This is a genomic window from Phytobacter sp. MRY16-398, assembly GCF_003925915.1.
GTDB lineage: Bacteria > Pseudomonadota > Gammaproteobacteria > Enterobacterales > Enterobacteriaceae > Phytobacter > Phytobacter diazotrophicus.
Genome location: NZ_AP018756.1, coordinates 4,650,326 through 4,673,138 on the forward strand (window position 1 = coordinate 4,650,326; position 22,813 = coordinate 4,673,138).

Sequence of the window (22,813 nt, forward strand, 5' to 3'; positions counted from 1 at the left end):
CTTGCTTAACTGAAAGTGTTGGTCATTTGCGATGCTGGCGGTGCATTCAACTCGCTTTCAAAGCTGCGCAAACGTTTATAGATGGACATCAGTTCCACCAGCGTGGTCCATGAGGCTATCAGATACTGGAATGAACTGCGCACCTGTTCAAATACGTTTGTGATTTGGCGCATCAGACCAAAAGTAATCGCCCCGGCGGCGATGGTCGGGAAAAGGACAACCAGACCGAACACCACATCAACCTGCAGATACAAAATACGGGCAATGTTGAAATACATATAGTGGAAATAAAGACGGAAATAGTTACGGCGGACGGCAGAAAAAAGCTCTTTCACTGTATGAGGTTTCGCGCGGTTGACGTCATCTTCGCCATACACCAGTTCTTTACGATATGCGGCTTCTACGCGCTGATTTTTGAACTCCAGCCCCGGCAGTTTAATCCCGACAAACGCCAGTAGAAAGGTGCCGGAGAGCGCCCAGGCGATGGACGCAATCACCAGACCATACGGCAGATGACCCACCAGCGGCAACTCCTGTACGTGTGGCGACAGTGCCACCAGAACCGGTAAAAAAGCAATCAACGTCATGACCGCATTGATAAAGCTAACACCCATGTCTTCAAGCGTAGAAGCAAAACGCATGGTGTCTTCCTGAACACGCTGCGCCGCCCCTTCGATATGGCGCAACTGGTCCCAGTGCTCCATATAAAATTCGTTCATTGCCGTACGCCAGCGAAAGACATAGTGGCTCACGAAAAAGTTGTTCAGCACCGCAACGGTGACCGCAATCAGGGCGATCCACAAAAAGACACCGATTTCGCTATAAAGCTGACCAATACTGACTTTATTCGGCGCACTCAGCGCTTTTTGAATAAGATCGTAAAATGGCGCATACCACGCGTTAATCGCGACGTTGATTTCCACCAGAAACCAGGTCACGAAAATGATTAAGGCCGTTCCCAGGATTGACCAGCGCTGCCAGCGATGCGGTGCGTAGAAAAACCAGAATAGCGCAAAAAGGCCAACGCATAATGCGTAGTAGGCATAAAACAGCAGGAAGTTCAGGGACCAGAAGCGCGCCGCGCTGATGGGAACATCCTCAGAAGCGCCAACCAGCCGCATTATCCAGACCTGCCCACCGGCCTGCCAGAAAACGACTGCGATCAGTGCCCAAATAAAGGCCGAGAGAAAGAACAGCTTCGGCTTTGGGAAAAAAGACTTAAACATAATACTCTCCTGCTCACTTCTTATTTTTGTGCATTACTCATACGGCGCACAACACACCTCCGCCACAGGAGCTTCCTGCGGTGGGGGAGCGTTGTGAGAACTGTAGAATCAGACCTGAGCGTAACGCCTTAGTTCGTTTGCCACTCGTGAAGAATTGTTTCGACGGGTTTCACAAAAACGGGGTTATCCGGCACCGTAAGTGTGCGCCAGACTTCATTATAATGGGCGATGAGTGTTTCAGCCGGAGCCGCTGGTCGGTTGGCTGTCGTATGGGCGTCTTCAGCTACGGTAATTGAATATCCACGGCTGGCACCATTTTTCAGCGTGGTATCGAAACAATAATCTGTCGCACAGCCGCACATGACGAATGCAGAGATATCGTGCTCGCGTAAAACCTCCGCCAGCCGGGTACGGTAAAAGCTGTCACAGGCGGTTTTGGTGACATACAAAGCGTTATCAGGCTGGTAAAGATCGGGCAGCAACTGGAACCCTTCGCTCCCCTCTTCCAGTCCACCGCTTTCGATATGCTGGATAAAAATCACCGTATCCGCCGCCCGTGTGAGCTGATTTATCCGCGCTACACACGCTTCGCGTCGAAAACGTGGCGTCGCAAAAACCCCGTTTTGCATATCCACTACCATCACCACTCGCTTACCTGACATTGATCGCCTCCAGAAATTCGCCGCGGAAAGAAAAAGGGTATCACAACGAAGCGGCTATTTTGTGGTCCGGAAAAAAGTTCATGTTTACCCCTCGTTACGTTATTTCGCGAAATAATGCGCTTTTCGGTGCTTTGAAATATGCCGCCTGGTAGTATAAATACGCATTATCCACTTCTTTCATTTACGGATGCTTTCGTTGAAACGTTGTTTGTTTTTCTCCGCGACGCTCTACGCGTTAACACTGACTTGTGCGCATGCAGCACAACAGTCGCCTGATGCTGAATTTGCGTCTGATATTGTTGATCGTTACGCCAACCATATTTTTTATGGCAGTGGCGCAACAGGGATGGCGATGGTGGCGATTGACGGTAACCAGCGGGTATTCAGAAGCTTTGGTGAAACGCGTCCTGGTTCGAACGTGCGCCCGCAGCTTGATTCGGTTATTCGCATTGCCTCGCTCTCCAAGCTTATGACCAGCGAAATGCTGGTGAAGCTCCTCGATCAGGGCGTAGTGAAACTCAACGATCCGTTAAGCAAATATGCGCCACCGGGTGCGCGTGTACCGACTTATCAGGGTGCGCCGATTACGCTGGTTAACCTGGCGACACATACCAGCGCACTGCCGCGTGAACAACCGGGTGGTGCAGCAAAGCGAACCGTATTTACCTGGCCGACCCGCACAGAGCGCTGGAACTGGCTCTCTACGGCGACCTTAAAATCGGCACCGGGAACCCAGGCGGCGTATTCTAACCTGGCATTTGATCTGTTGGCCGACGCTCTGGCGAATGCGGCGGGGAAACCCTACTCTCAGCTTTTCGAAGAGCAAATTACGCGTCCACTAGGGATGAAAGACACCACGTTTACGCCATCACTTGACCAGTGTCGTCGTTTGATGGTGGCGGAAAAAGGCGCGAGTCCGTGCGATAACACCCTGGCAGCTATTGGTAGCGGTGGTGTTTATTCAACGCCGGGCGATATGATGCGCTGGATGCAGCAATTCCTCTCTTCTGATTTCTACAGCCGTAACAGCCAGGCAGATCGTATGCAGACGCTGATTTATCAGCGCAATCAGCTTACACGTGTTATCGGAATGGATGTGCCGGGTAAAGCCGATGCGTTAGGCCTGGGCTGGGTGTATATGGCACCGAAAGACGGGCATCCGGGAATTATTCAGAAAACGGGTGGTGGTGGCGGTTTCATTACCTATATGGCGATGATCCCGCAAAGTAATGTCGGTGTGTTCGTGGTGATCACGCGTTCGCCATTAACGCGTTTCGTGAATATGAGCGATGGCGTAAACGATCTGGTTAGTGAATTGAGCAACAATAAACCGGTGGTTGCACCTTCGTCCTGATTTGGCCAGGCAGTTGGTCAATACTCATAAGGCAAGCGGTTGATTTTCAACAGCTTGCCTTTATGCATTTCGATATAGTTTCCTTTACGCAGTGCGGACAGGACTTCGGCAATCACAGAGCGAGAAACCCCGGTGCGCCGCTGAATGTACTGAATAACCCCAACGCGCGCTCTAAGCTGTTCGTCCCAGTCAGACATGGTTAACAGCGATGCCCGAATTTGGTCGTAGGTACTGCTGCCAATAAGCTGACAGTCGCGGGTTTCAGCAATGCGGTGCCACCATGTCAGCCACGCAAACGCTTCACGCCACAGTTGGTTTTTATCTATGAGCGTCATCGCTAAATCAGAAGACAAGTAATATCCCGAGCATTCGTTTTGCGCGGTGTATATATACTCGGATGGGCGTTGAATAAGACCTGTACTTAGCCCTTTGATAAACGGTGCCCTGGCAATACCTAATAGCACATCGTTATATTTTCGACTAATAGCTATTTCACCCTGCAGAAGGACAAGGGTAATGTTATTCGGGTCGATTTTATTGAAAGTCAGAATGGCGTCATTGGCTAACTCAAAAGGAATACCATGAGCGGAAAAACATTCATCTAGTAAATATAACTCCGCAAGCGGCTTACTTAATGAAATCATTCAAGTCCCTTATAAAATAAAATTCCCGCCAATCCGTGGCGGGAATTTGGATACTGATAAAATAGCAGGGAAAATATATTCCCTGCCAGATTTATTACCAGGTGTATTTCACGCCAACTTTTGCGCCCCAATCCTGTTCAACGTCGCCGCCGCCCAGATAGTTCACATCAGTGTATGCGCTGAAGTTTTTGGTGAAGCTGAACTGCGTACCCAGACCAACACGAACCGCAGAACCTTCAACACCGTTGTCGATAGAATCGCCATTCACTTTTGCAGTGTTGTTAGAATCATCGTAAACGTATGCCAGGTTGAAGTACGGAGTCAGAGCCTGATCGCTGCCATAGGTGAAGGTATAACCTGTGTTCACGCCCAGTTCATAACGCAGGCTATCGTAGTCCTGATCGCCCGCTTTCATGTTGTTGCTCAGGCGGAAGTTATCACCAGACTGAAACAGACCAGAAATACCGGCATACGGAGTAACATAACCTTTGTCGTTAACTTTCCAGTCGTAACCCAGTTTCAGACCGAAGCCCCATGCATCCGTTGAGGAGTCGCCGTCAACATACTGGCCGTTGGACATGCTGGCAGACAGATCGTTATCGAAACGGCTGTAGCTCAGGTTACCATCCAGGAAGATGTTGTTAGTAAAGCGCGCAGAAGAGTAGATGTACGCGGACTGGCTATCCTGATCAACTTTACCAGAACGATCGCTTACATCACCTTTCGCAAAGCCTGCTGCCGCACCGACGATCCATTTCGCGTTATTACCGTCAACGAAGGTATCAACACCGACCATGATGCCGCTAACGTCCTGATCGTAGTTGATCACGCCGTTGTCGCCATTCAGGTTGCCACCAAAGTAGCTCACCCATGCGCCACCGTTGTCAGCCAGGCCATGACGACCATTGGTCAGACGGGTAGACAGAGTATCCTGTTGCAGATTCCAGATGTTGGTGTTTGCAGAAGGAATGCTCAGCGCCATGTTCGCGTAGTCGGTCAGCTCCATCTGGCGCATAACGACGGTATTACCTTTCTGCTCAGCCTGATAGGTATACGCACCGAGATCAGCTTTGTTTGCTGCGCTAAAGGTTGCAGTGGTGTTTTTATCGTTGACGTAGATAAGTTCTTTACCTTTGTAGTCAGCGATACGGCCTACACCAGTAGAGTTATCGATACGAACTTTGTAGTTACCTTTGGCAGCGGTTACGTCGTCGGTAGCACTATTATCCAGTTCATTACCGCCGTTGATGTCTCCGTTGCCGTTAACAGTCAGGTGACCATCGGAATTCATCGCAATCACGCCGTAGCCGTAATTAGCTTTGGTTTTATCCGAAGTACGATCGTTCACCAGGTCGGTATTCATAACATAGTCGCTGCTATGAATATTGAACACACCTGCATGGATATTACCACGAGTATCGGTGGCGCTGGTCAGATTCAGGGTATCTGCCTGGAACGGATAAGCATCGAATTCATTAACGTTAACATCCAGAAGACCATTATTCGTAACGGTAATGGTGTTAGCGTACAGCGCAGCTGAATAGTTCCAGCCCGAGGCAATATCGTCGGCCAGTTTTACGGTACTGTTATCAATAGACAGGCTATCGGTCGCAACATGACCATCCTCACCAATGTTCAGCAAAGAGTTATTTGTTAATTTAATGGAATCGGAAATAAGTGTGGAATCACCAACATTTACTTTAGATCCACTGTCGATAGTCAAGGTGTCAATATTAGAAGCATTGACAGTGTTCCATGTTGAGCCATTCTTCAACGCTACATTGAATACACCGCTCTGGAAGACCTTATTATCAGTTGTACGTCCCCAGGCATTTGCTTCGATAATTGCGCCAGGGTAAAGGCTATTACCTGTAACATCATACCAATCAGTTGAAGGCATAGACTCAACATCAACGTTGGCAGAAGTGGTCGCAGAACCTGTCCATTTAGAGCCATTGTCCAGAGTAATATTGAGCTCATCAACATTCAGTGCGTCGTCAGCCCAGCCACCGTTGGTATCTTTAGAGCCATCAGAATTACTGTCGTAGCCTTGAGGATAGAACCCAGCGTTAAACGTACTTTCAAAAACAACATCGCCGAGCAGGGTTGAATTATCAAAGTTGACGTTGTTTTTCATTGAATAGTGAGATGCTGAGCTATCGCTGAAATACAGTGCTACGTCATTAACGGTACCGTCTCCGCTGTATTCACTCGGCTCTCTTGAGTTGCCATAGAAACCACGAGTTTCCAGTGAATCAACTGAACCAGAAGTCACGGTAGAATTTGAGACGCTAATATTGTTGTCCCAGGTATGGGATTCAGTTGTATAAGCGTTGTTAACAGTATTACCTTGCGTCAGGCTGATACCTGCAACACGAGAGTTGTTAGAGATATTGATATTGCTTTCAACATCAAGGTTTACTGCAAGACCAAGACCTGCGCCGTCCGCAAATTGATAACCTTCACCTGCCGCAGTGGTGAACGTTTCATGAGTGGATTTCGTGACGTCACCATCAAGATAAGAATCAGTGAAGTACAGTGCTTCATAGTCATCATCAATGATGGAGTTAGAAATATTCAGCGTAAATACATCGCCATCATGCCAGTTTTCGTCAATGACACGATCGGTGCCGTATTCATGATATTGATAAGCACTACCATCAGTGCCAACCCCAATAGGCAGATGAGATGTGATAGAGCCATGAATAACTGAATTAGTCACGTTCAATGTGTTATCTGAGCCAGCAGTACCATTTGTATAGTCATGATTCAGATAATAGGTAGAGATGGTGCCATTAACGGTATCACCCTTAAACGTCTGGTCAAAATCACCATTCGCATTGTTATGGTATACAAAACCACTATAATTTACATAGTTACCATCTACTGTACCTGGCGCATCCATATTGCTCCAGTCAAGAGCTGTCTTAGGGTTATCAATGTAATTCCAGGTATCATAAGTCGTCGCATTTGCCTGAGAAGCAATTGCCAACGTGCAGGCTAATGCTAATTGAGATACTACAAGTTTCTTTTTCCACGAGTGCATTTGTCATCCCTCCTCAGGGACATTATCGTTGGTCCATCAATTATTAATGCATCAAATGCAATAAAGTTATTTGCGGGGAAATTATGCCGCAGAAAAAGAAAATGGTTCAATTAAAGTTCACGTAAAGTCCGAATTCGGACATATAAAACATAAATATAAGAAATCAGAATATATAAATATTGTAAAATACTTTAAAATCAAACAGATAATCCTAATCCAATGAATATTGAATCGCCAAAAAAAGATATTAACAGGACAAATAAAAATACGATTCTCAATCACAATAAAAATAACATCATGAAGCACTATAAATCATGCCAATCAAAATTGAACTGATGAATAATTTAATGCATTTTAATGTCTCTGCGCATTGCCCTTCATATATTGCCGTTTTAACGCCGATTTTGGTGAAACATACCGGCCACTTTTCGGATACACTGTGCCCTCTGTTCCTAAGACATCAGGCAAATCATGACCGACTTAATCACCCGTCCGCGCCGCCTGCGCAAATCTGCCTCGCTCCGCGCTATGTTCGAAGAGACAACACTCAGCCTGAACGATCTGGTGCTGCCTATCTTCGTTGAAGAAGAGATCGACGACTACAAAGCCATCAGCGCCATGCCTGGCGTGATGCGCATTCCGGAAAAACACCTCGCCCGCGAAATTGAACGCATTGCCAGGGCCGGTATTCGTTCTGTAATGACCTTTGGTATCTCTCATCACACTGATGCGACCGGTAGCGATGCCTGGCAGGAAAACGGCCTGGTAGCGCGCATGTCACGGATTGCCAAAGACGCGGTGCCGGAAATGATTGTGATGTCAGACACCTGCTTCTGTGAATACACCTCACATGGTCATTGCGGCGTACTTTGCGACCACGGCGTCGATAACGACGCCACGCTGATTAATCTCGGGAAACAAGCAGTGGTTGCCGCCGCCGCTGGCGCTGACTTTATTGCCCCCTCCGCCGCAATGGACGGTCAGGTGCAGGCGATTCGCCAGGCGCTGGACGCCGCTGGCTTTACCGACACTGCCATCATGTCCTATTCCACCAAATTCGCGTCATCATTCTACGGCCCGTTCCGTGAAGCGGCAGGTACAGCGCTGAAAGGCGATCGTAAAACCTACCAGATGAGCCCAATGAACCGTCGTGAAGCGATTCGCGAATCGCTGCTGGATGAAGCCCAGGGCGCCGACTGTCTGATGGTCAAACCGGCAGGTCCGTACCTCGATATCCTGCGTGATATCCGCGAGCGCACCACGCTGCCGCTGGGCGCATATCAGGTGAGCGGCGAATACGCGATGATTAAATTCGCCGCGCAGGCGGGAGCCATTGACGAAGAGAAAGTCGTACTGGAAAGTCTGGGCGCCATCAAACGCGCCGGTGCCGATTTGATCTTTAGCTACTTCGCACTCGACCTGGCTGAACGTAAGATTTTGTAAGCCCTCAGGCCCGGCGCGGCTGCCGGGCCTGTTCTCCTCACATCCCCCGCATTACCATTTATTCATAAAGCTGAAATGCAACTGTCATCCCGTACTTCTACTGTCATCGCAAGACGGCAGGAGGAGCCACCATGTTTAGTCTCGACAATGTACTCGACGACCTCTGGCCACAGGCCAAACCCGCGCCCTGGCAAAAGAATCTGCTCAGGCGTTTATTATACGAACAAGAGTTCCAGCAGTTCGCTGCAAACCATCCCCATCTGAAAGGGCTGGATATGGTTGAGCAGGTCCTGGAGCATCTACAAATTCGCTGCACCATCCCCGCATACGATCTTGAACAAATCCCCGAACAAGGCCCCCTGGTGATTATCGCCAACCACCCGACAGGCACGCTGGACGGTCTGGCGCTGATGTATGCGGTTTCTCGCGTGCGTCGCGACGTAAAAGTCGTGACCAACCGCATGCTGAGCCATCTGGAACCGCTCAGCTCCCTGTTTATCCCGGTGGATAATATGGGTGGCGGTCGCACCCGCAAGGCCTCGCTGCAGCAGATGGAAACCCAATTGCAGAACGGCGGCGTACTGATTTTCTTCCCGGCTGGTGAAGTTTCACGCCTGACCCGCAAAGGGATTCGCGACGGCAAATGGCACCCCGGTTTTATCAAACTGGCCGCCAAATTCCGCACCCCGCTTTTGCCAGTGTGGATCAATGCCCGAAACAGCCCCCTCTTTTATGGCTGCGCCTTGCTTTCCGATACGCTGCCAATGCTGCTCCTTATGCAGCAGATGTTCCGTCGCCGTGGTACCCAACTGCCCATCACCATCGGTCAGCGTATTCCCTGGGATAGCTGGCATTCGACCTCGCTGGCTCCACGCGATTTGGCGGATAAATGCCGTAAACACGTGCGACGCTTAGGTAAAAAAGCGCCGGGCGTCTTTAAAACCGAGTGTGCGATCGCCCGCCCGGAAGACCGGGCCACGCTGCGCCGCGAACTTAGCCGGGCGGAGTGTCTGGGACGCACCGCAGACGGCAAAATCATTTACCTCTGGCAGCGTCAGGGGCAAGAAGATGCGCCGTTGCTGCGTGAGTTAGGCCGCCTGCGCGAAATTGCTTTCCGTGCGGTTGGTGAAGGTAGCGGCAAGCGTCGTGACACAGATCGTTATGATGATGACTACCTGCATCTGATCTTATGGGATGAAACCGATCTGGAGATCGTCGGCGCGTATCGCTTTACGCCCACGGCGCGTCAGGTGGAGGCGCATGGCCCGGAGGGGCTGTACAGTTATAGCCTGTTCCATTACGACGAACGGATGTCAGAGGTGTTAGAGCACGGCATTGAACTGGGGCGCAGCTTTATTCAGCCGCGTTACTGGGGACGCCGTGGTCTCGACTATCTCTGGTCCGGTATTGGCGCCTATCTGGCACGCTACCCCCAATATCGCTATCTGTTCGGCCCGGTCTCTATTTCCGGCGGCTTACCGCCCGCGGCACGGGATTTACTGATTGCCTTCTATCGGTTGTGGTTTCCGGCACGATGGCCGCTGGCCGAATCTCGCCGCCCCTGGCCTGCGACACTACCGGATGTGCTGGCACAGTTTACGGGCGAAGATTACACCGAAGATTTGACGCGTCTGAAGTCGTTGCTGGGCAACCTGGGCTGCGGTATTCCGCCGCTTTACAAGCAATACTCTGAGCTGTGCGACCCCGGCGGCGTGCAGTTTATCGATTTTGGCTGTGACCCGGATTTCAACAACTGCGTAGACGGTCTGGTGCTCGTCGACCTGACCTATCTGAAAGCGAACCGCTATGAACGTTATATCGCCGCACATTTGAATGACACAGCAGCCTGATCCTCCGAAAGGATTCGTGGATGGCCAGGGATGGCCTCAACGGCGACCCCTCTTTCCCTTCCCGGAACAGGTTAAATATTGCAATTTTGTTACACCGCTTACATATCATTGACCAGAGCATTGCCACGCGAAAACCAGACGGCATCATGAAGCTTTAGGCTTATGAGAGTGCGTTATGATTCGTGTGGTTCTGGTGGATGATCATGTGGTGGTGCGTTCAGGATTCGCCCAACTTCTCGGCCTTGAAAACGATCTCAGCATCACCGGGCAATACAGTACCGCCGCCGAAGCCTGGCCTGCGCTATTAAAAAGTGATGTGGATGTCGCCGTCCTTGATGTCGCCATGCCGGATGAAAATGGTCTGAGTCTGCTGAAACGCCTGCGGGCGCAGCGCCCTGATTTTCGCGCCATCATTCTAAGCATCTACGATACCCCTGCCTTTGTGCAAAGCGCACTGGATGCGGGAGCCAGCGGCTATCTGACCAAACGCTGCGGCCCGGAAGAACTGGTGCGCGCGGTGCGTTCCGTCGGTCTTGGCGGCCATTATCTTTGTGCCGATGCGCTAAAGGCGCTGCGCGGCGGGATCGAACCGAACAAAGTCCTGGCGTCTCTGACACCACGCGAGCGGGAAGTGTTTGATTTACTGGTGAAAGGCGATAGCGTCAAAGAAGTCGCGTTCAAACTCGATCTCAGCCATAAAACGGTGCATGTTCACCGTGCCAATGTGCTCGGTAAACTGAACTGCGCCACCACCATTGAGCTGGTCCATTTTGCGCTTAACCATAATCTGCTGGCGAATCACTGATGTCGCGTTCATTACGCCACGGGATCATCTCGCTGTTTATTGTGCTGGCCTGGGGGCCTGGCTGGCTAATGCTGTGGACGCTCAGTTTCTACCTCACCCATAACGGCCAGCAGGCGGTGCTCTTTCTACCGCATGGCGTCTATCTGGCACTGCTGATTTTGCTCTCGCGTCGTTTCTGGCCAGCCTTATTGCTCCCCCAGTTGGCGCTGATTTTATGGCTGCACAGCGAGCAGCTCCTGAGTGGCTATACGATGCTGGCCGCGCCCATCATCACCCTGCTTCCGGCGCTGATGACGCAACATTTCTGGCACCGCTTTCCGCTCTACTGGCAACGATTGTCCCTGTTGTTGACTGCCGTTACCGCCAGCGCACTGCTGCATACCCTGCTGCTCGCCCCTTTTTTGCAAAGCACCATGCTGCTGGCGGGCCTGGCTTCGTTCACCGGCGGGGTGCTACTGACACCCTTTGTCTATCTCATTTTTGAATTCTTACGTCAGCAACATCGCCATCATCTGCTTGGCCTTGACACGATAGCGCCGCCGTTACGGACCTCGCTTATCATCTGGTGCAGCCTCTTTTTTATTATCGGGATCGGCACGCAGATGGTGCTGTCACCGCAGATTGAACGCCTGTTACTGATCGTGGTGTTTTTACCCAACGTGGTGATGGCATGGAAGTTCGGCTGGCAGGGCGGCGTGCTGTCTGGCCTGCTCGGCAGTATGTTGATCACCATCGCCCGTCAGATTGGGGTGGGGTTTAGCGACCTGTTGGAACTGGAAATCTTCCTTGCGACACAAGCGCTGCTGGGGATTGGCCTGGGGATCGCCATCAGCCGTCAGCAACATCTGGCGCAAAATCTGCACCACTACCGCAAACGGCTGGAGGCGGAATTACAGGCCCGCCGGGTGTTGACCGAGAAACTTATCCATACAGAAGAGGACACCCGCAAAAGTCTCGCCCGCGAACTGCATGACGAAATTGGCCAGAATATTACCGCCATCCAAATTCAGTCACAGTTGGTGAAGCGGGCGGGCGAAACAGATCGGGCGCTGGAAGCCGCGAATCAAATCAACGAACTCGCCAGGCGCATCCACCACTCTACCCGGCAACTGTTGCGCCAGCTTCGCCCGCCGGTGCTGGATGAACTCTCGCTGCAAGAAGCCCTGCACCATCTGGTTAACGAATTTGCCTTTGCCGAGCGTGGTATTGCCTGCCATTTCGATTATCGGTTAAGTGCTCCCCCTGCCAGCGAAACCCTGGTTTTCACCCTCTATCGCCTGCTGCAAGAGTTACTCAATAACGTCTGCAAACACGCCTGCGCCAGTGAAGTGCGCATCGCCCTCAGCGAGCAAAACGGCCGTCTGTGTCTCGAAGTGCATGATAACGGCCTCGGTATAGCCGCTGAGAAGATGCCGGGCTTTGGTATCCAGGGAATGCGCGAACGTGTCCATGCCCTGGGGGGTGAGCTAACGCTTGAGTCGCGTCAGGGCACGCACGTAACTGTTAACCTGCCCACAATTTTGCAACAAAACCCGCTCTGACCAGGAAAAAGTCTTAGTCACCTGGGGAGTTTCTCTCATCCGCTTTCGTTTGCGCTTACCTATAGTCAGCGCAACTGGAGACCGCTATGCACGCCATCTCATCTGCTGAAGTTAAACAACGTTACCGGGCTTTTCGCCCACGGTTACTGCTGTGCATGGTGGTGGGCTATGCGGCGTTTTACCTGACGCGTAAAAGCGTCAATTACGTGCTTCCGGCGCTACAAAGCGATCTGGGGTTAGACAAAGGCGACATCGGGCTGATGGGCTCACTGTTTTACCTCAGCTATGGCCTGTCAAAGTTTGCCGCCGGGCTATGGCACGACAGCCACGGGCAGCGCGCCTTTATGGGCTGCGGGCTGTTCGCCACGGGTTTACTGAACGTGCTGTTCGCTTTTGGTGACTCACTGCCGCTGCTGTTAGTGGTCTGGACGTTAAACGGTTTTTTTCAGGGCTGGGGCTGGCCCCCCTGTGCTCGCCTGCTCACCCACTGGTATTCCCGCAATGAACGCGGCTTCTGGTGGGGATGCTGGAACATGTCCATCAATATTGGCGGTGCCGTGATTCCGCTGATATGTGCCTTTGCCGCCCACTGGTGGGGCTGGCAGGCTGCGATGCTGACACCAGGGATAATCAGCATGGCGCTCGGCGTCTGGCTGACAATGCAACTGCGGGGTACACCGCAGGAAGAAGGATTACCGAGCGTGGGCGAATGGCGGCATGACCCGCTGGAGCTTCGTCAGGAACAACAAAGCCCCCCAATGGGCTTATGGCAGATGTTACGTATCACCATGTTGCGTAACCCGATGATCTGGCTGCTGGGCGTGTCGTATGTGCTGGTCTACCTGATCCGCATTGCGCTCAATGACTGGGGCAACATCTGGCTGGCAGAAAGCCACGGCGTCAATTTATTGAGCGCGAATGCCACGGTGATGCTGTTTGAAGTTGGCGGTCTGTTAGGTGCGCTGTTCGCCGGTTGGGGATCGGATTTGCTGTTTAGCGGGCAGAGAGCGCCGATGATTTTGCTCTTCACGCTGGGGCTGATTGTTTCGGTCGCGGCACTGTGGCTGGCGCCGGTACATCACTACGCGTTGCTGGCGATGTGCTTTTTTACCGTGGGATTTTTTGTTTTTGGCCCACAAATGCTCATCGGCCTGGCCGCCGTCGAATGCGGGCATAAGGCCGCGGCAGGATCGATAACCGGTTTTCTCGGCGTCTTTGCCTATGCGGGCGCAGCGCTGGCGGGCTGGCCGCTGTCGCAGGTGATTGAACACTATGGCTGGTCGGGGATGTTCAGCTTGCTCTCCGTCGCCGCCGTATTAATGGGTTTACTTCTGATGCCCTTGTTGATGGCGGGCATCATGACGTCTCGCAGTCCTACAACCTCACAGGAAGGATAAAACAATGAAAGTTACCCTGCTCTCTACCCTGGTGGCGACCGGTTTGGCGCTGGCGGCATTCAGCAGCGCGGCCAAAGCAGAAGGTCGTCTGGTGGTCTACTGCAGCGCGACCAACGAAATGTGTGAAACCGAAACACAGGCCTTCGGCGAGAAATACAATGTGAAAACCTCCTTCATCCGTAACGGCTCAGGCAGCACGCTGGCGAAAGTCGATGCGGAGAAGAAAAACCCGCAGGCGGATGTCTGGTACGGCGGCACGCTGGATCCACAGTCGCAGGCCGGGGAGATGGGACTGTTGCAGCCCTATAAATCAGCCAATCTGGGCGAAATCATGGAGAAATTCCGCGATCCGGCGAAAGTGAAAGGCAATCTCTCTTCCGCCGTTTACGTGGGCATTCTCGGTTTTGGCGTTAACACCCAACGCCTGAAAGAGAAAAACCTGCCCATTCCGAAGTGCTGGAAAGATCTGACGAAGCCGGAATACAAAAGCGAAATTCAAATCGCCGACCCGCAGAGTTCCGGCACCGCCTATACCGCGCTGGCAACCTTCGTTCAACTTTGGGGCGAAGACCAGGCTTTCGATTACTTAAAACAGCTCAATAGCAATATCTCTCAGTACACCAAATCGGGTATCGCCCCGGCACGTAACGCCGCGCGTGGCGAAACCGCCATCGGCATTGGCTTCCTGCATGACTACTCGCTGGAAAAAGAGCAAGGCGCGCCGCTGGAACTGATTTCACCTTGTGAAGGCACCGGCTACGAAATTGGCGGTATCAGCATCCTGAAAGGGGCGCGCAACCTGGATAACGCGAAGCTGTTCGTTGACTGGGCGCTGTCAAAAGAAGCACAGGAGCTGGCATGGAAAAAGGGCAAGTCTTACCAGATCCTGACCAACACCACCGCCGAAACCTCCCCGAACTCGCTCAAGCTCGACGACCTGAAACTTATCAATTACGACATGGATAAATACGGTTCCACAGACGTACGTAAAGCGCTCATTAACAAATGGGTTAGCGACGTGAAGATGGGCCAGTAAACGCGCATTGGCGATCATATTGCCGGGTAGCGGCTTAACGGCTTTACCCGGCCTACAACACCGGAATGCTTATGTCACACACACTCACACTCCATCCCGCCCCCAAGCGGGATGCGATATTCCTTTGGGTTCTGCTTGGCGGGCTGGCCTTTGCGCTGCTGCCAAGCTGGAGCCTGGATTATGGCCTGCTGGAGTCTACGCGCGATGAAATTATCGACGCCTACGGCTGGTCGCACGTTAACGTCAGTTGGTTGTGGTATCTGCTGCCCGCCGTGTTACTGCTTCGCCCACTGAGTGAAGCGAAGCGCGAGCAGCGAGGCCGCCACTACTTTGACGCCGGCTGGGCCTTACTGTGCATGGCGTTTGTGGCTGTCAGCGCCACCGTAGAAGGACGTGGTCTCGGTTATGCGGTGATTGTGCTGTTTGTCGCCCTTGCAGCCATCATGACTCTGGCGCTCACCCGCCTGGAGTGGCTCGGCGGCGACCGTTTTGTTATTGGTTCGCTGATTGTCATCGTGGCGCTGATCGGCGTCTTTATCGTCTGGCCAAGTATTGCCATCTTTATTCCTATGTTCACCACCGCCAGCGGTGAATTTGCCCCGCTGGCGTTTATGAATGTGCTCGCCCAGGCGCACATCATTCAGGTGATTTTGAACTCCATCTGGCTCTCTATTGCCGTGGGCGTCGGCTGTACCTTCTTCGGCCTGGTGCTGGCGATTTACACAACCCGCATTGCGCAGCGCAGCGCGATTATTGGCCGCATTTTCTCGATTCTGCCGATCGTCACCCCGCCGTTTGTCGTCGGCCTCGGCGTTACCCTGATGATGGGACGTTCCGGCTATATCACCGAATTAATGGTCGACTGGTTCGGGCTCACCAATACCAACTGGCTGTATGGGTTTACCGGTATCTGGCTGGCGCAGGTGCTGGCGTTCACTCCCATGGCCTTTATGATCCTCGACGGGGCGATTAAGACTATTCATCCGTCACTGGAAGAGGCCTCGTACACCCTGCGCGCCAGCCGCTGGCAGACCTTTAACGGGGTATTTATCCCGCTGCTAAAACCGGCGCTGGCTAACGCGTTTCTGATTGTGGTCGTGCAGTCGCTGGCCGATTTTAGTAACCCGCTGGTGCTTGGCGGCAACTTCGACGTGCTGGCAACGCAAATCTACTTCTACATCACCGGTTCGCAGCTTGATTATCAGGCCGCCAGTACGCTTGGTGCGTTCCTGCTGCTCTTCTCACTGCTGGTGTTCTGCGTGCAGTACATGTGGATCGGCAAACGCTCTTACGTCACCGTTTCCGGCAAATCCTATCGCGGCGATGTGCAGCCTCTGCCGGTCACGCTGGTATGGAGCGTAGTGGCGCTGCTGGCAGTCTGGGTGGCCTTCAACGCCCTGCTCTATGGCAGCATTTTCTATGGCAGTTTCACGGTGAACTGGGGCGTGGATTATACCCTGACGCTGGATAACTTTATTAAGCTGTTTGGCCAGGGAATGAGCGATGGCGCGTGGCCTTCTCTGCTCGATACCCTGCTTTACGCCGGGATTGCCGCCCCGATTACCGCCATTTTCGGCCTGCTGATTGCCTGGATTGTGGTCCGCCAGCAATTCAAAGGGAAAAAGACCATCGAGTTCACCACCATGCTGTGCTTTGCGGTTCCGGGCACCGTGGCGGGCGTCTCTTATATTCTCGCCTTTAACAGCGCCCCGGTGTACATCACTGGCACCGCCGCCATTGTTATTATTTCGATGGTGATGCGTAACGTGCCGGTGGGTATTCGCGCCGGGATCGCAGGCTTAGGCCAGATTGATAAATCACTGGATGAGGCCTCACTTAGCCTGCGCGCCGGGTCGTTGCGTACCATTACGCAGATTTTGCTGCCCCTGCTGCGCCCGGCGATTTTGTCCGCGCTGATTTACAGCTTTGTCCGCGCCATCACTACTGTCAGCGCCATTGTCTTTTTGGTAACGCCGGATACGCGTGTGGCGACCGCCTACATTCTGAACCGCGTGGAAGACGGCGAATACGGCGTGGCAATTGCCTATGGCTCAATCCTTATTGTGGTGATGCTCGCCATCATCTTCATCTTTGACTGGCTGATCGGTGAGGCGCGTATCTCCCGTTCCAAAGCTAAAAACCAGGCCTAACGGAGCGCGACCATGACACAAAAACATTTCGTTGAACTGCGCAATGTCACCAAGCGATTTGGTAATAACACGGTTATCGACAACATTAATCTTGCCATCCCTCAGGGGGAGATGGTGACGTTACTCGGCCCATCAGGCTGTGGGAAAACCACGGTGCTGCGTCTGGTGGCAGGGCTGGAAAAGCCCTCTGAGGGACACATTTTTATTGATGGTGAGGATGTCACGCATCGCTCCATTCAGCAGCGCGATATCTGCATGGTGTTCCAGTCCTACGCCCTCTTCCCCCATATGTCGCTGGGAGAAAACGTGGGTTACGGTCTCAAGATGCTGGGGGTTTCACGTGCGGAGGTGAAAACGCGGGTGAAAGAAGCGCTGGCGATGGTGGATCTGGAAGGCTTTGAAGACCGCTACGTGGATCAGATTTCTGGTGGGCAGCAACAGCGCGTGGCGCTGGCACGCGCGCTGATCCTCAAACCCAAAGTGCTGTTGTTTGATGAGCCGTTGAGTAACCTCGACGCCAACCTGCGTCGCAGCATGCGCGATAAAATTCGCGAGTTGCAAAAGCAGTTCAACATCACGTCGCTGTATGTGACGCACGATCAGAGCGAGGCATTTGCCGTCTCCGATACCGTGCTGGTGATGAACAAGGGTCACATCATGCAGATGGGCTCGCCGCAGAATCTGTATCGCCAGCCTGCGTCACGCTTTATGGCGAGTTTTATGGGGGATGCCAACCTGTTCCCGGCAACGTTCCACCCGCAATTCGTTGATATCTATGGATACCGTTTGCCTGTGCCGGCACATTTCTCGGCCCAGGGAAGCGGCACGGTGGGTGTCCGTCCGGAGGCCATCACGCTGGGTGAACAGGGTGATGACAGCCAGCGTTGCGTGATCGTGCATGTGGCCTATATGGGGCCGCAGTACGAGGTGATTGTGGAATGGCACGGCCAGCGCATTTTGTTGCAGGTTAACGCCACCCGCCTGCAACCGGATGTTGGTGAGCAGTATTACCTGCAAATCCACCCCTACGGTATGTTCGAACTGGCCGAAACCGCGTGAGTTTATCCCGGATGCGGCTTTGCCTTATCCGGGTTACGGGTTCGGTGCCCGATCGTAGAGGGGGAGGGATCCCCATAAAAATGCGAGCACGATCGGTTCCCTCTCCCTGAGGGAGAGGGCCAGGGTGAGGGGGAAAATGCGGCTCGGGAGGTGGGTTCCGTTCACCGTATGTTCATGGTGAAATGGAACCTCCGGACACGTGAACGGGTAAGCGTCAGCGCCACCGGGGGGATGCTCCCGGATGCGTCTGCATCACCGGAACACCTAACCTTCCTGACCAGGAGCCTCACTATGGATGGTTTGCGACCACACGCAGCCGCGCTCGCCTGCTGCTCAGCCGTGGGTTAGTCGTAAAAATGACATATAAAATTGGTCGCCAGGCCATATGCCCCTCCTTAGTTAAATATAATCCTGGATTTGCCTGAAAAATTTTTCTCTCAAACTAAAGTGCGAAACAATTCAGGTCAACTCATTCTCAACGATTAAATTTAACATCAGGTAATTACCTGAAAACATTGTGATACAACCGACAAAACAATGTCATAAGGTAATGAAATCTAAAATGTAAACACTATGTGAAATAAAAACAGTAAATATCGTCAATAATTAATAATAGTAAAGCGTCGCCGGGATAAAAAGGGTGTAAGAATTGTCGGATTTATTCCCTGCCTGCTCCCTATAATATTTTGTTTTTTCCTGAACCATAAAAGATTCAAACTACTATGCCTAATGAAATTTCACTCAAGGCATTATTTTTACGCTTCGCTTTCAGCAAGTTCCTCCTGGGAAAAACATCAAAAGCTTTTACCCTACGGCAAATTTCACCATTGCGGGGCAGCATGCACCAGAATTACCCGTCAGGCGCTACATCGGTGCCGCGTTTTTTTCGCGCCATTCCTCGTGCTATCCATAACCAAATGAATTTATTTGCTTTTTAAGCTTGGCACTGCCTTTGCTACTGACATTGCACTGTGTTTAATGGCGAGGCAGTAAATGATGACCACAGAATCAACCACATTAAAAAGAACACTCGGCAGCTTCCGCTTATGGGGCATAGCCGTCGGCCTGGTCATTTCAGGCGAATATTTTGGCTGGAGTTATGGCTGGTCCCAGGCCGGAACGATGGGATTTTTGATTGTCGCGCTGGCGATTGCCGCCATGTATTGCGCATTCATCTTCAGTTTCACTGAGCTGACAACGGCGATCCCACACGCGGGCGGCCCTTTTGCTTACGCGTATCGGGCTTTCGGCCCCACCGGCGGATTTATTGCCGGTTTCGCCACGCTCATTGAATTTGTATTTGCGCCACCGGCTATTGCAATGGCTATCGGGGCCTACCTGAACGTGCAATTTCCGTCCCTCGATCCGAAATGGATCGCCTGCGGCGCCTATATCATCTTTATGGCGTTGAATATTCTCGGTGTCGGCATTGCCGCTACGTTTGAATTGATCGTCACCCTGCTGGCAATATTTGAATTGCTGGTCTTTATGGGTGTTGTTGCACCGGGCTTCTCCTGGGACAACTTCACGGCCAACGGCTGGGCAGGTGCAGAAAGCTTTAGCGCCCCGGCATTGTCGGGGATGTTTGCCGCTATCCCCTTTGCTATCTGGTTCTTCCTGGCAATTGAAGGTGCGTCGATGGCCGCCGAAGAAGCCAAAGACCCGCAACGCACCATTCCTCGCGCGCTGGGCGGCGGTATCCTGACGCTGACCGTATTGGCGGTTGGCGTAATGATATTTGCCGGCGGCGTGGGTGACTGGCGCGCCCTGTCGAACATTAATGACCCCTTACCGCAGGCAATGAAAGTCGTGGTGGGCAACAGTAGCGGCTGGCTGCACATGCTGGTCTGGCTGGGGCTGTTTGGCCTGGTGGCCTCTTTCCACGGCATTATCATGGGTTACTCCCGTCAGATCTACTCACTGGCGCGTGCGGGCTACCTGCCTGCCAGCCTGGCGAACCTGAACCGTAAAACGCGCACACCGCACCTGGCGATTCTGGCGGGCGGCGTGGTGGGGATCGCGGCCATTTTCTCCGATTCGCTGGTAACCATTAGCGGCATGCCGCTGACCGCCTGCATTGTGACGATGTCAGTATTCGGCGCTATTGTTATGTATATCATCTCAATGGCCGCGCTGTTCAAACTGCGCCGTAGCGAGCCGAACCTGGTGCGTCCGTTTAAAGCGCCCCTGTTCCCGATAGCGCCCGCGTTTGCGCTGGGTATGGCGGTACTCTGTCTGGTCGCGATGGTCTGGTACAACACCCTGCTAGCGCTCATTTTCGCGCTGATGATGCTGGGCGGTTACATGTGGTTCCGTAAAACAGCGTCAGCCCGTGAGCGTGCGGCGATGGATCCGCAACTGCGTGCGCTCTCCTGAGGAGGCGAAATGTATAAAACGACCCTGGCGCACCGGACATACCGGTTCGCCAGTCTTAAAGAAGTCATGGCAAAAGCGTCCCCGGCCCGTTCCGGGGATGTACTGGCGGGTGTTGCGGCAGATTCAGCGGAAGAGCGCATGGCGGCGAAAATCGCCCTTGCCGATATCCCGCTGCGTGACCTTCTGGACAATCCGCTCATTCCTTACGAAAGCGATGAAGTTACCCGCCTGATCGTTGATACCCACAACGCCGATGCCTTTTCGCTTATCCGCCACCTGACCGTCGGCGATTTCCGTGACTGGTTGCTGGCCGATACCACCGATGCCGCCACGCTGACACACATCGCCCCGGCCGTCACGCCGGAGATGGCAGCCGCGGTAAGCAAGCTGATGCGTAACCAGGATTTGATTCTGGTGGCCAGCAAATGCAGCGTGATTACCCGTTTTCGCAACACCATCGGCCTGCCCGGCCATTTAAGCGTTCGCCTGCAGCCGAATCATCCCACCGATGATTTAAAAGGCATCGCCGCCAGCATGCTCGATGGCCTGCTCTACGGTGCGGGTGATGCGGTGGTGGGTATTAACCCGGCCAGCGACAGCCTGCCGGTCCTCGAACGGCTCAATCATATGATGGATGACATCATCAGCCGTTTTGCCATCCCCACCCAATCCTGCGTGCTGACGCACGTCACCAACACGCTGCAACTGATTGAACGTGGCGCACCGGTGGATCTGGTCTTTCAGTCCGTGGCGGGAACCGAAGCGGCCAACAGCGGCTTTGGCATTAATCTGTCGATGCTTAAAGAGGCGCAGGATGCAGCCCTGAGCCTGCAACGCGGCACGCTCGGCAACAACGTGATGTATTTTGAAACCGGCCAGGGGAGCTGCCTGTCGGCGAATGCGCATCACGGCGTTGACCAGCAAACCTGCGAAGCACGGGCCTATGCCGTGGCGCGCCACTTCAACCCGCTACTGGTCAATACCGTGGTCGGATTTATCGGGCCGGAGTATCTCTATGACGGCAAGCAGATCATTCGTGCCGGTTTAGAAGATCACTTCTGCGGCAAGCTGATGGGGCTGCCTATCGGCTGCGACGTCTGTTACACCAACCACGCCGAAGCAGATCAGGATGATATGGACACGTTGCTGACGCTGCTGTGTAACGCCGGGCTGACGTTCCTGATTGGCGTACCGGGCGCGGATGACATCATGCTCAATTATCAGAGCACGTCGTTCCACGACGCCCTCTATGCCCGCCGTCTGCTGGGGCTGAAACATGCGCCAGAGTTCGCCGACTGGCTCACCCGTATGCAAATTATCGATACCCACGGACAGTTGCGTTTAACCGGGGCAAACCACCCGCTGCTGACCGCATTACCACAAGGAGTGAGCGCATGAATCCACCCGATGCCTGGACATTACTGCGCGAATTTACCGATGCCCGCATCGCGCTTGGGCGCAGCGGCGCCAGTCTGCCCACGCGTGAGGTGTTGAACTTTGGCCTGGCCCATGCTCAGGCCCGCGATGCCATCCACCAGCCGTTCGACAGTGAAAGTCTGGCGACACAGTTACACGAGCTGGGGCTGCAAACACTGAATGCGCACAGCGCGGCGACAGACAGGCACATCTATCTGAATCGACCGGATTTGGGGCGCATGCTCAGCGAAGAGAGCCGCGATGCCTTAAAAGCGAGTCGGACGCCCGCCCACGACCTGCTGCTAGTGATTGGCGATGGCCTCTCTTCACATGCGGTGCAACGCCAGTCCGTCGGCCTGATTAAAGCGCTGCTACCCTATCTGGAGACGCTGGGGATTTCACTTGCCCCGGTGGTACTGGCGCATCAGTCACGGGTTGCGCTGGGGGATGACATTGGCGAAACGCTCAACAGCAAAGCGGTCGCGATCCTGATTGGTGAACGCCCCGGCCTCTCCTCCCCGGACAGCCTGGGTGTCTATCTGACATGGAAACCCGAGCGCAAACGGCTGGAGTCGGAGCGCAACTGCATTTCGAACATTCGCCCCGAGGGGCTGAACTATGACGCCGCCGCCTTTAAGCTCGCCTGGCTGTTGGAACAGGCGTTCCTGCGCAGGCTTACCGGCGTGAAGTTAAAAGACGAAAGCGATAACCCTGCCCTGCACGGACGCGTGACCCCACGCGTTCGCTAGCCTCCCGCGCGCTTTATCGCCCAAGGGTAAAGCGCGACGCGTAACGCAAATTTTGTTCC

16 protein-coding genes are annotated in these 22,813 nt (G+C 53.3%); 12 read left to right on the plus strand and 4 right to left on the minus strand.

Annotation, left to right across the window (positions count from 1 at the left end; genetic code table 11):
* Window positions 1-5: 5 nt before the first annotated feature.
* Both sbmA and MRY16398_RS22835 read right to left on the minus strand, forming a co-directional pair.
* Window positions 6-1,226, minus strand: coding sequence for a peptide antibiotic transporter SbmA (gene sbmA / locus MRY16398_RS22830; protein WP_041852566.1), 1,221 nt, complete (start codon window positions 1,224-1,226; stop codon window positions 6-8).
* A gap of 128 nt (window positions 1,227-1,354) precedes the next feature.
* Window positions 1,355-1,888, minus strand: a complete 534-nt coding sequence (locus MRY16398_RS22835; RefSeq protein WP_041852567.1) for an isochorismatase family protein — start codon at window positions 1,886-1,888, stop codon at window positions 1,355-1,357.
* Between the two features lie 196 nt (window positions 1,889-2,084).
* On the opposite strand from MRY16398_RS22835, the gene ampH reads away from it, so the two are divergent.
* Window positions 2,085-3,242 (plus strand): D-alanyl-D-alanine-carboxypeptidase/endopeptidase AmpH, encoded by a 1,158-nt coding sequence (gene ampH / locus MRY16398_RS22840; protein ID WP_125125236.1) that lies wholly within the window; start codon window positions 2,085-2,087, stop codon window positions 3,240-3,242.
* Between the two features lie 17 nt (window positions 3,243-3,259).
* Here ampH and MRY16398_RS22845 read toward each other — a convergent pair whose 3' ends face one another.
* The gene (locus MRY16398_RS22845) at window positions 3,260-3,886 is read right to left on the minus strand and encodes a helix-turn-helix domain-containing protein (protein WP_041852569.1); all 627 of its coding nucleotides are present in this window, start codon (window positions 3,884-3,886) and stop codon (window positions 3,260-3,262) included.
* Window positions 3,887-3,980: 94 nt separating this feature from the next.
* Window positions 3,981-6,932, minus strand: a complete 2,952-nt coding sequence (locus tag MRY16398_RS22850; RefSeq protein ID WP_125125237.1) for an autotransporter outer membrane beta-barrel domain-containing protein — start codon at window positions 6,930-6,932, stop codon at window positions 3,981-3,983.
* A gap of 471 nt (window positions 6,933-7,403) precedes the next feature.
* Between MRY16398_RS22850 and hemB the strand changes: the two genes are divergently transcribed.
* From hemB to eutC, 11 genes are all read left to right on the plus strand, one after another.
* Window positions 7,404-8,375, plus strand: coding sequence for a porphobilinogen synthase (gene hemB / locus MRY16398_RS22855; protein ID WP_071195863.1), 972 nt, complete (start codon window positions 7,404-7,406; stop codon window positions 8,373-8,375).
* Between the two features lie 131 nt (window positions 8,376-8,506).
* Entirely contained in the window at window positions 8,507-10,225 is a 1,719-nt protein-coding gene (locus MRY16398_RS22860) for a bifunctional ornithine lipid synthase OlsF (protein ID WP_071195864.1), read from the plus strand.
* Window positions 10,226-10,400: 175 nt separating this feature from the next.
* Window positions 10,401-11,030 carry a response regulator transcription factor gene (locus MRY16398_RS22865; protein WP_125125238.1) on the plus strand — a complete coding sequence of 210 codons (630 nt, stop codon included), beginning with the start codon at window positions 10,401-10,403 and terminating at the stop codon, window positions 11,028-11,030.
* A complete protein-coding gene (locus MRY16398_RS22870) occupies window positions 11,030-12,571 on the plus strand; it encodes an MASE1 domain-containing sensor histidine kinase (RefSeq protein ID WP_125125239.1) in 1,542 nt (513 codons plus the stop codon). Before MRY16398_RS22865 ends, MRY16398_RS22870 begins: the two co-directional genes overlap by 1 nt.
* Before the next feature lie 86 nt (window positions 12,572-12,657).
* Window positions 12,658-13,968 carry an MFS transporter family glucose-6-phosphate receptor UhpC gene (gene uhpC / locus MRY16398_RS22875; protein ID WP_125125240.1) on the plus strand — a complete coding sequence of 437 codons (1,311 nt, stop codon included), beginning with the start codon at window positions 12,658-12,660 and terminating at the stop codon, window positions 13,966-13,968.
* Between the two features lie 4 nt (window positions 13,969-13,972).
* Complete coding sequence (locus tag MRY16398_RS22880) at window positions 13,973-15,004, plus strand: ABC transporter substrate-binding protein (RefSeq protein WP_041852576.1); 1,032 nt, start codon at window positions 13,973-13,975, stop codon at window positions 15,002-15,004.
* 71 nt (window positions 15,005-15,075) lie between these two features.
* Window positions 15,076-17,154 (plus strand): ABC transporter permease, encoded by a 2,079-nt coding sequence (locus MRY16398_RS22885; protein WP_103245873.1) that lies wholly within the window; start codon window positions 15,076-15,078, stop codon window positions 17,152-17,154.
* 12 nt (window positions 17,155-17,166) lie between these two features.
* Window positions 17,167-18,213, plus strand: coding sequence for a ferric ABC transporter ATP-binding protein (fbpC, locus tag MRY16398_RS22890; RefSeq protein ID WP_041852578.1), 1,047 nt, complete (start codon window positions 17,167-17,169; stop codon window positions 18,211-18,213).
* A gap of 996 nt (window positions 18,214-19,209) precedes the next feature.
* Window positions 19,210-20,589 (plus strand): ethanolamine permease, encoded by a 1,380-nt coding sequence (gene eat, locus MRY16398_RS22895; protein ID WP_041852579.1) that lies wholly within the window; start codon window positions 19,210-19,212, stop codon window positions 20,587-20,589.
* A gap of 9 nt (window positions 20,590-20,598) precedes the next feature.
* Complete coding sequence (locus MRY16398_RS22900) at window positions 20,599-21,987, plus strand: ethanolamine ammonia-lyase subunit EutB (RefSeq protein WP_041852580.1); 1,389 nt, start codon at window positions 20,599-20,601, stop codon at window positions 21,985-21,987.
* Complete coding sequence (gene eutC / locus MRY16398_RS22905) at window positions 21,984-22,754, plus strand: ethanolamine ammonia-lyase subunit EutC (RefSeq protein ID WP_041852581.1); 771 nt, start codon at window positions 21,984-21,986, stop codon at window positions 22,752-22,754. The genes MRY16398_RS22900 and eutC overlap by 4 nt, the downstream gene beginning before the upstream one ends.
* Window positions 22,755-22,813 lie beyond the last annotated feature (59 nt).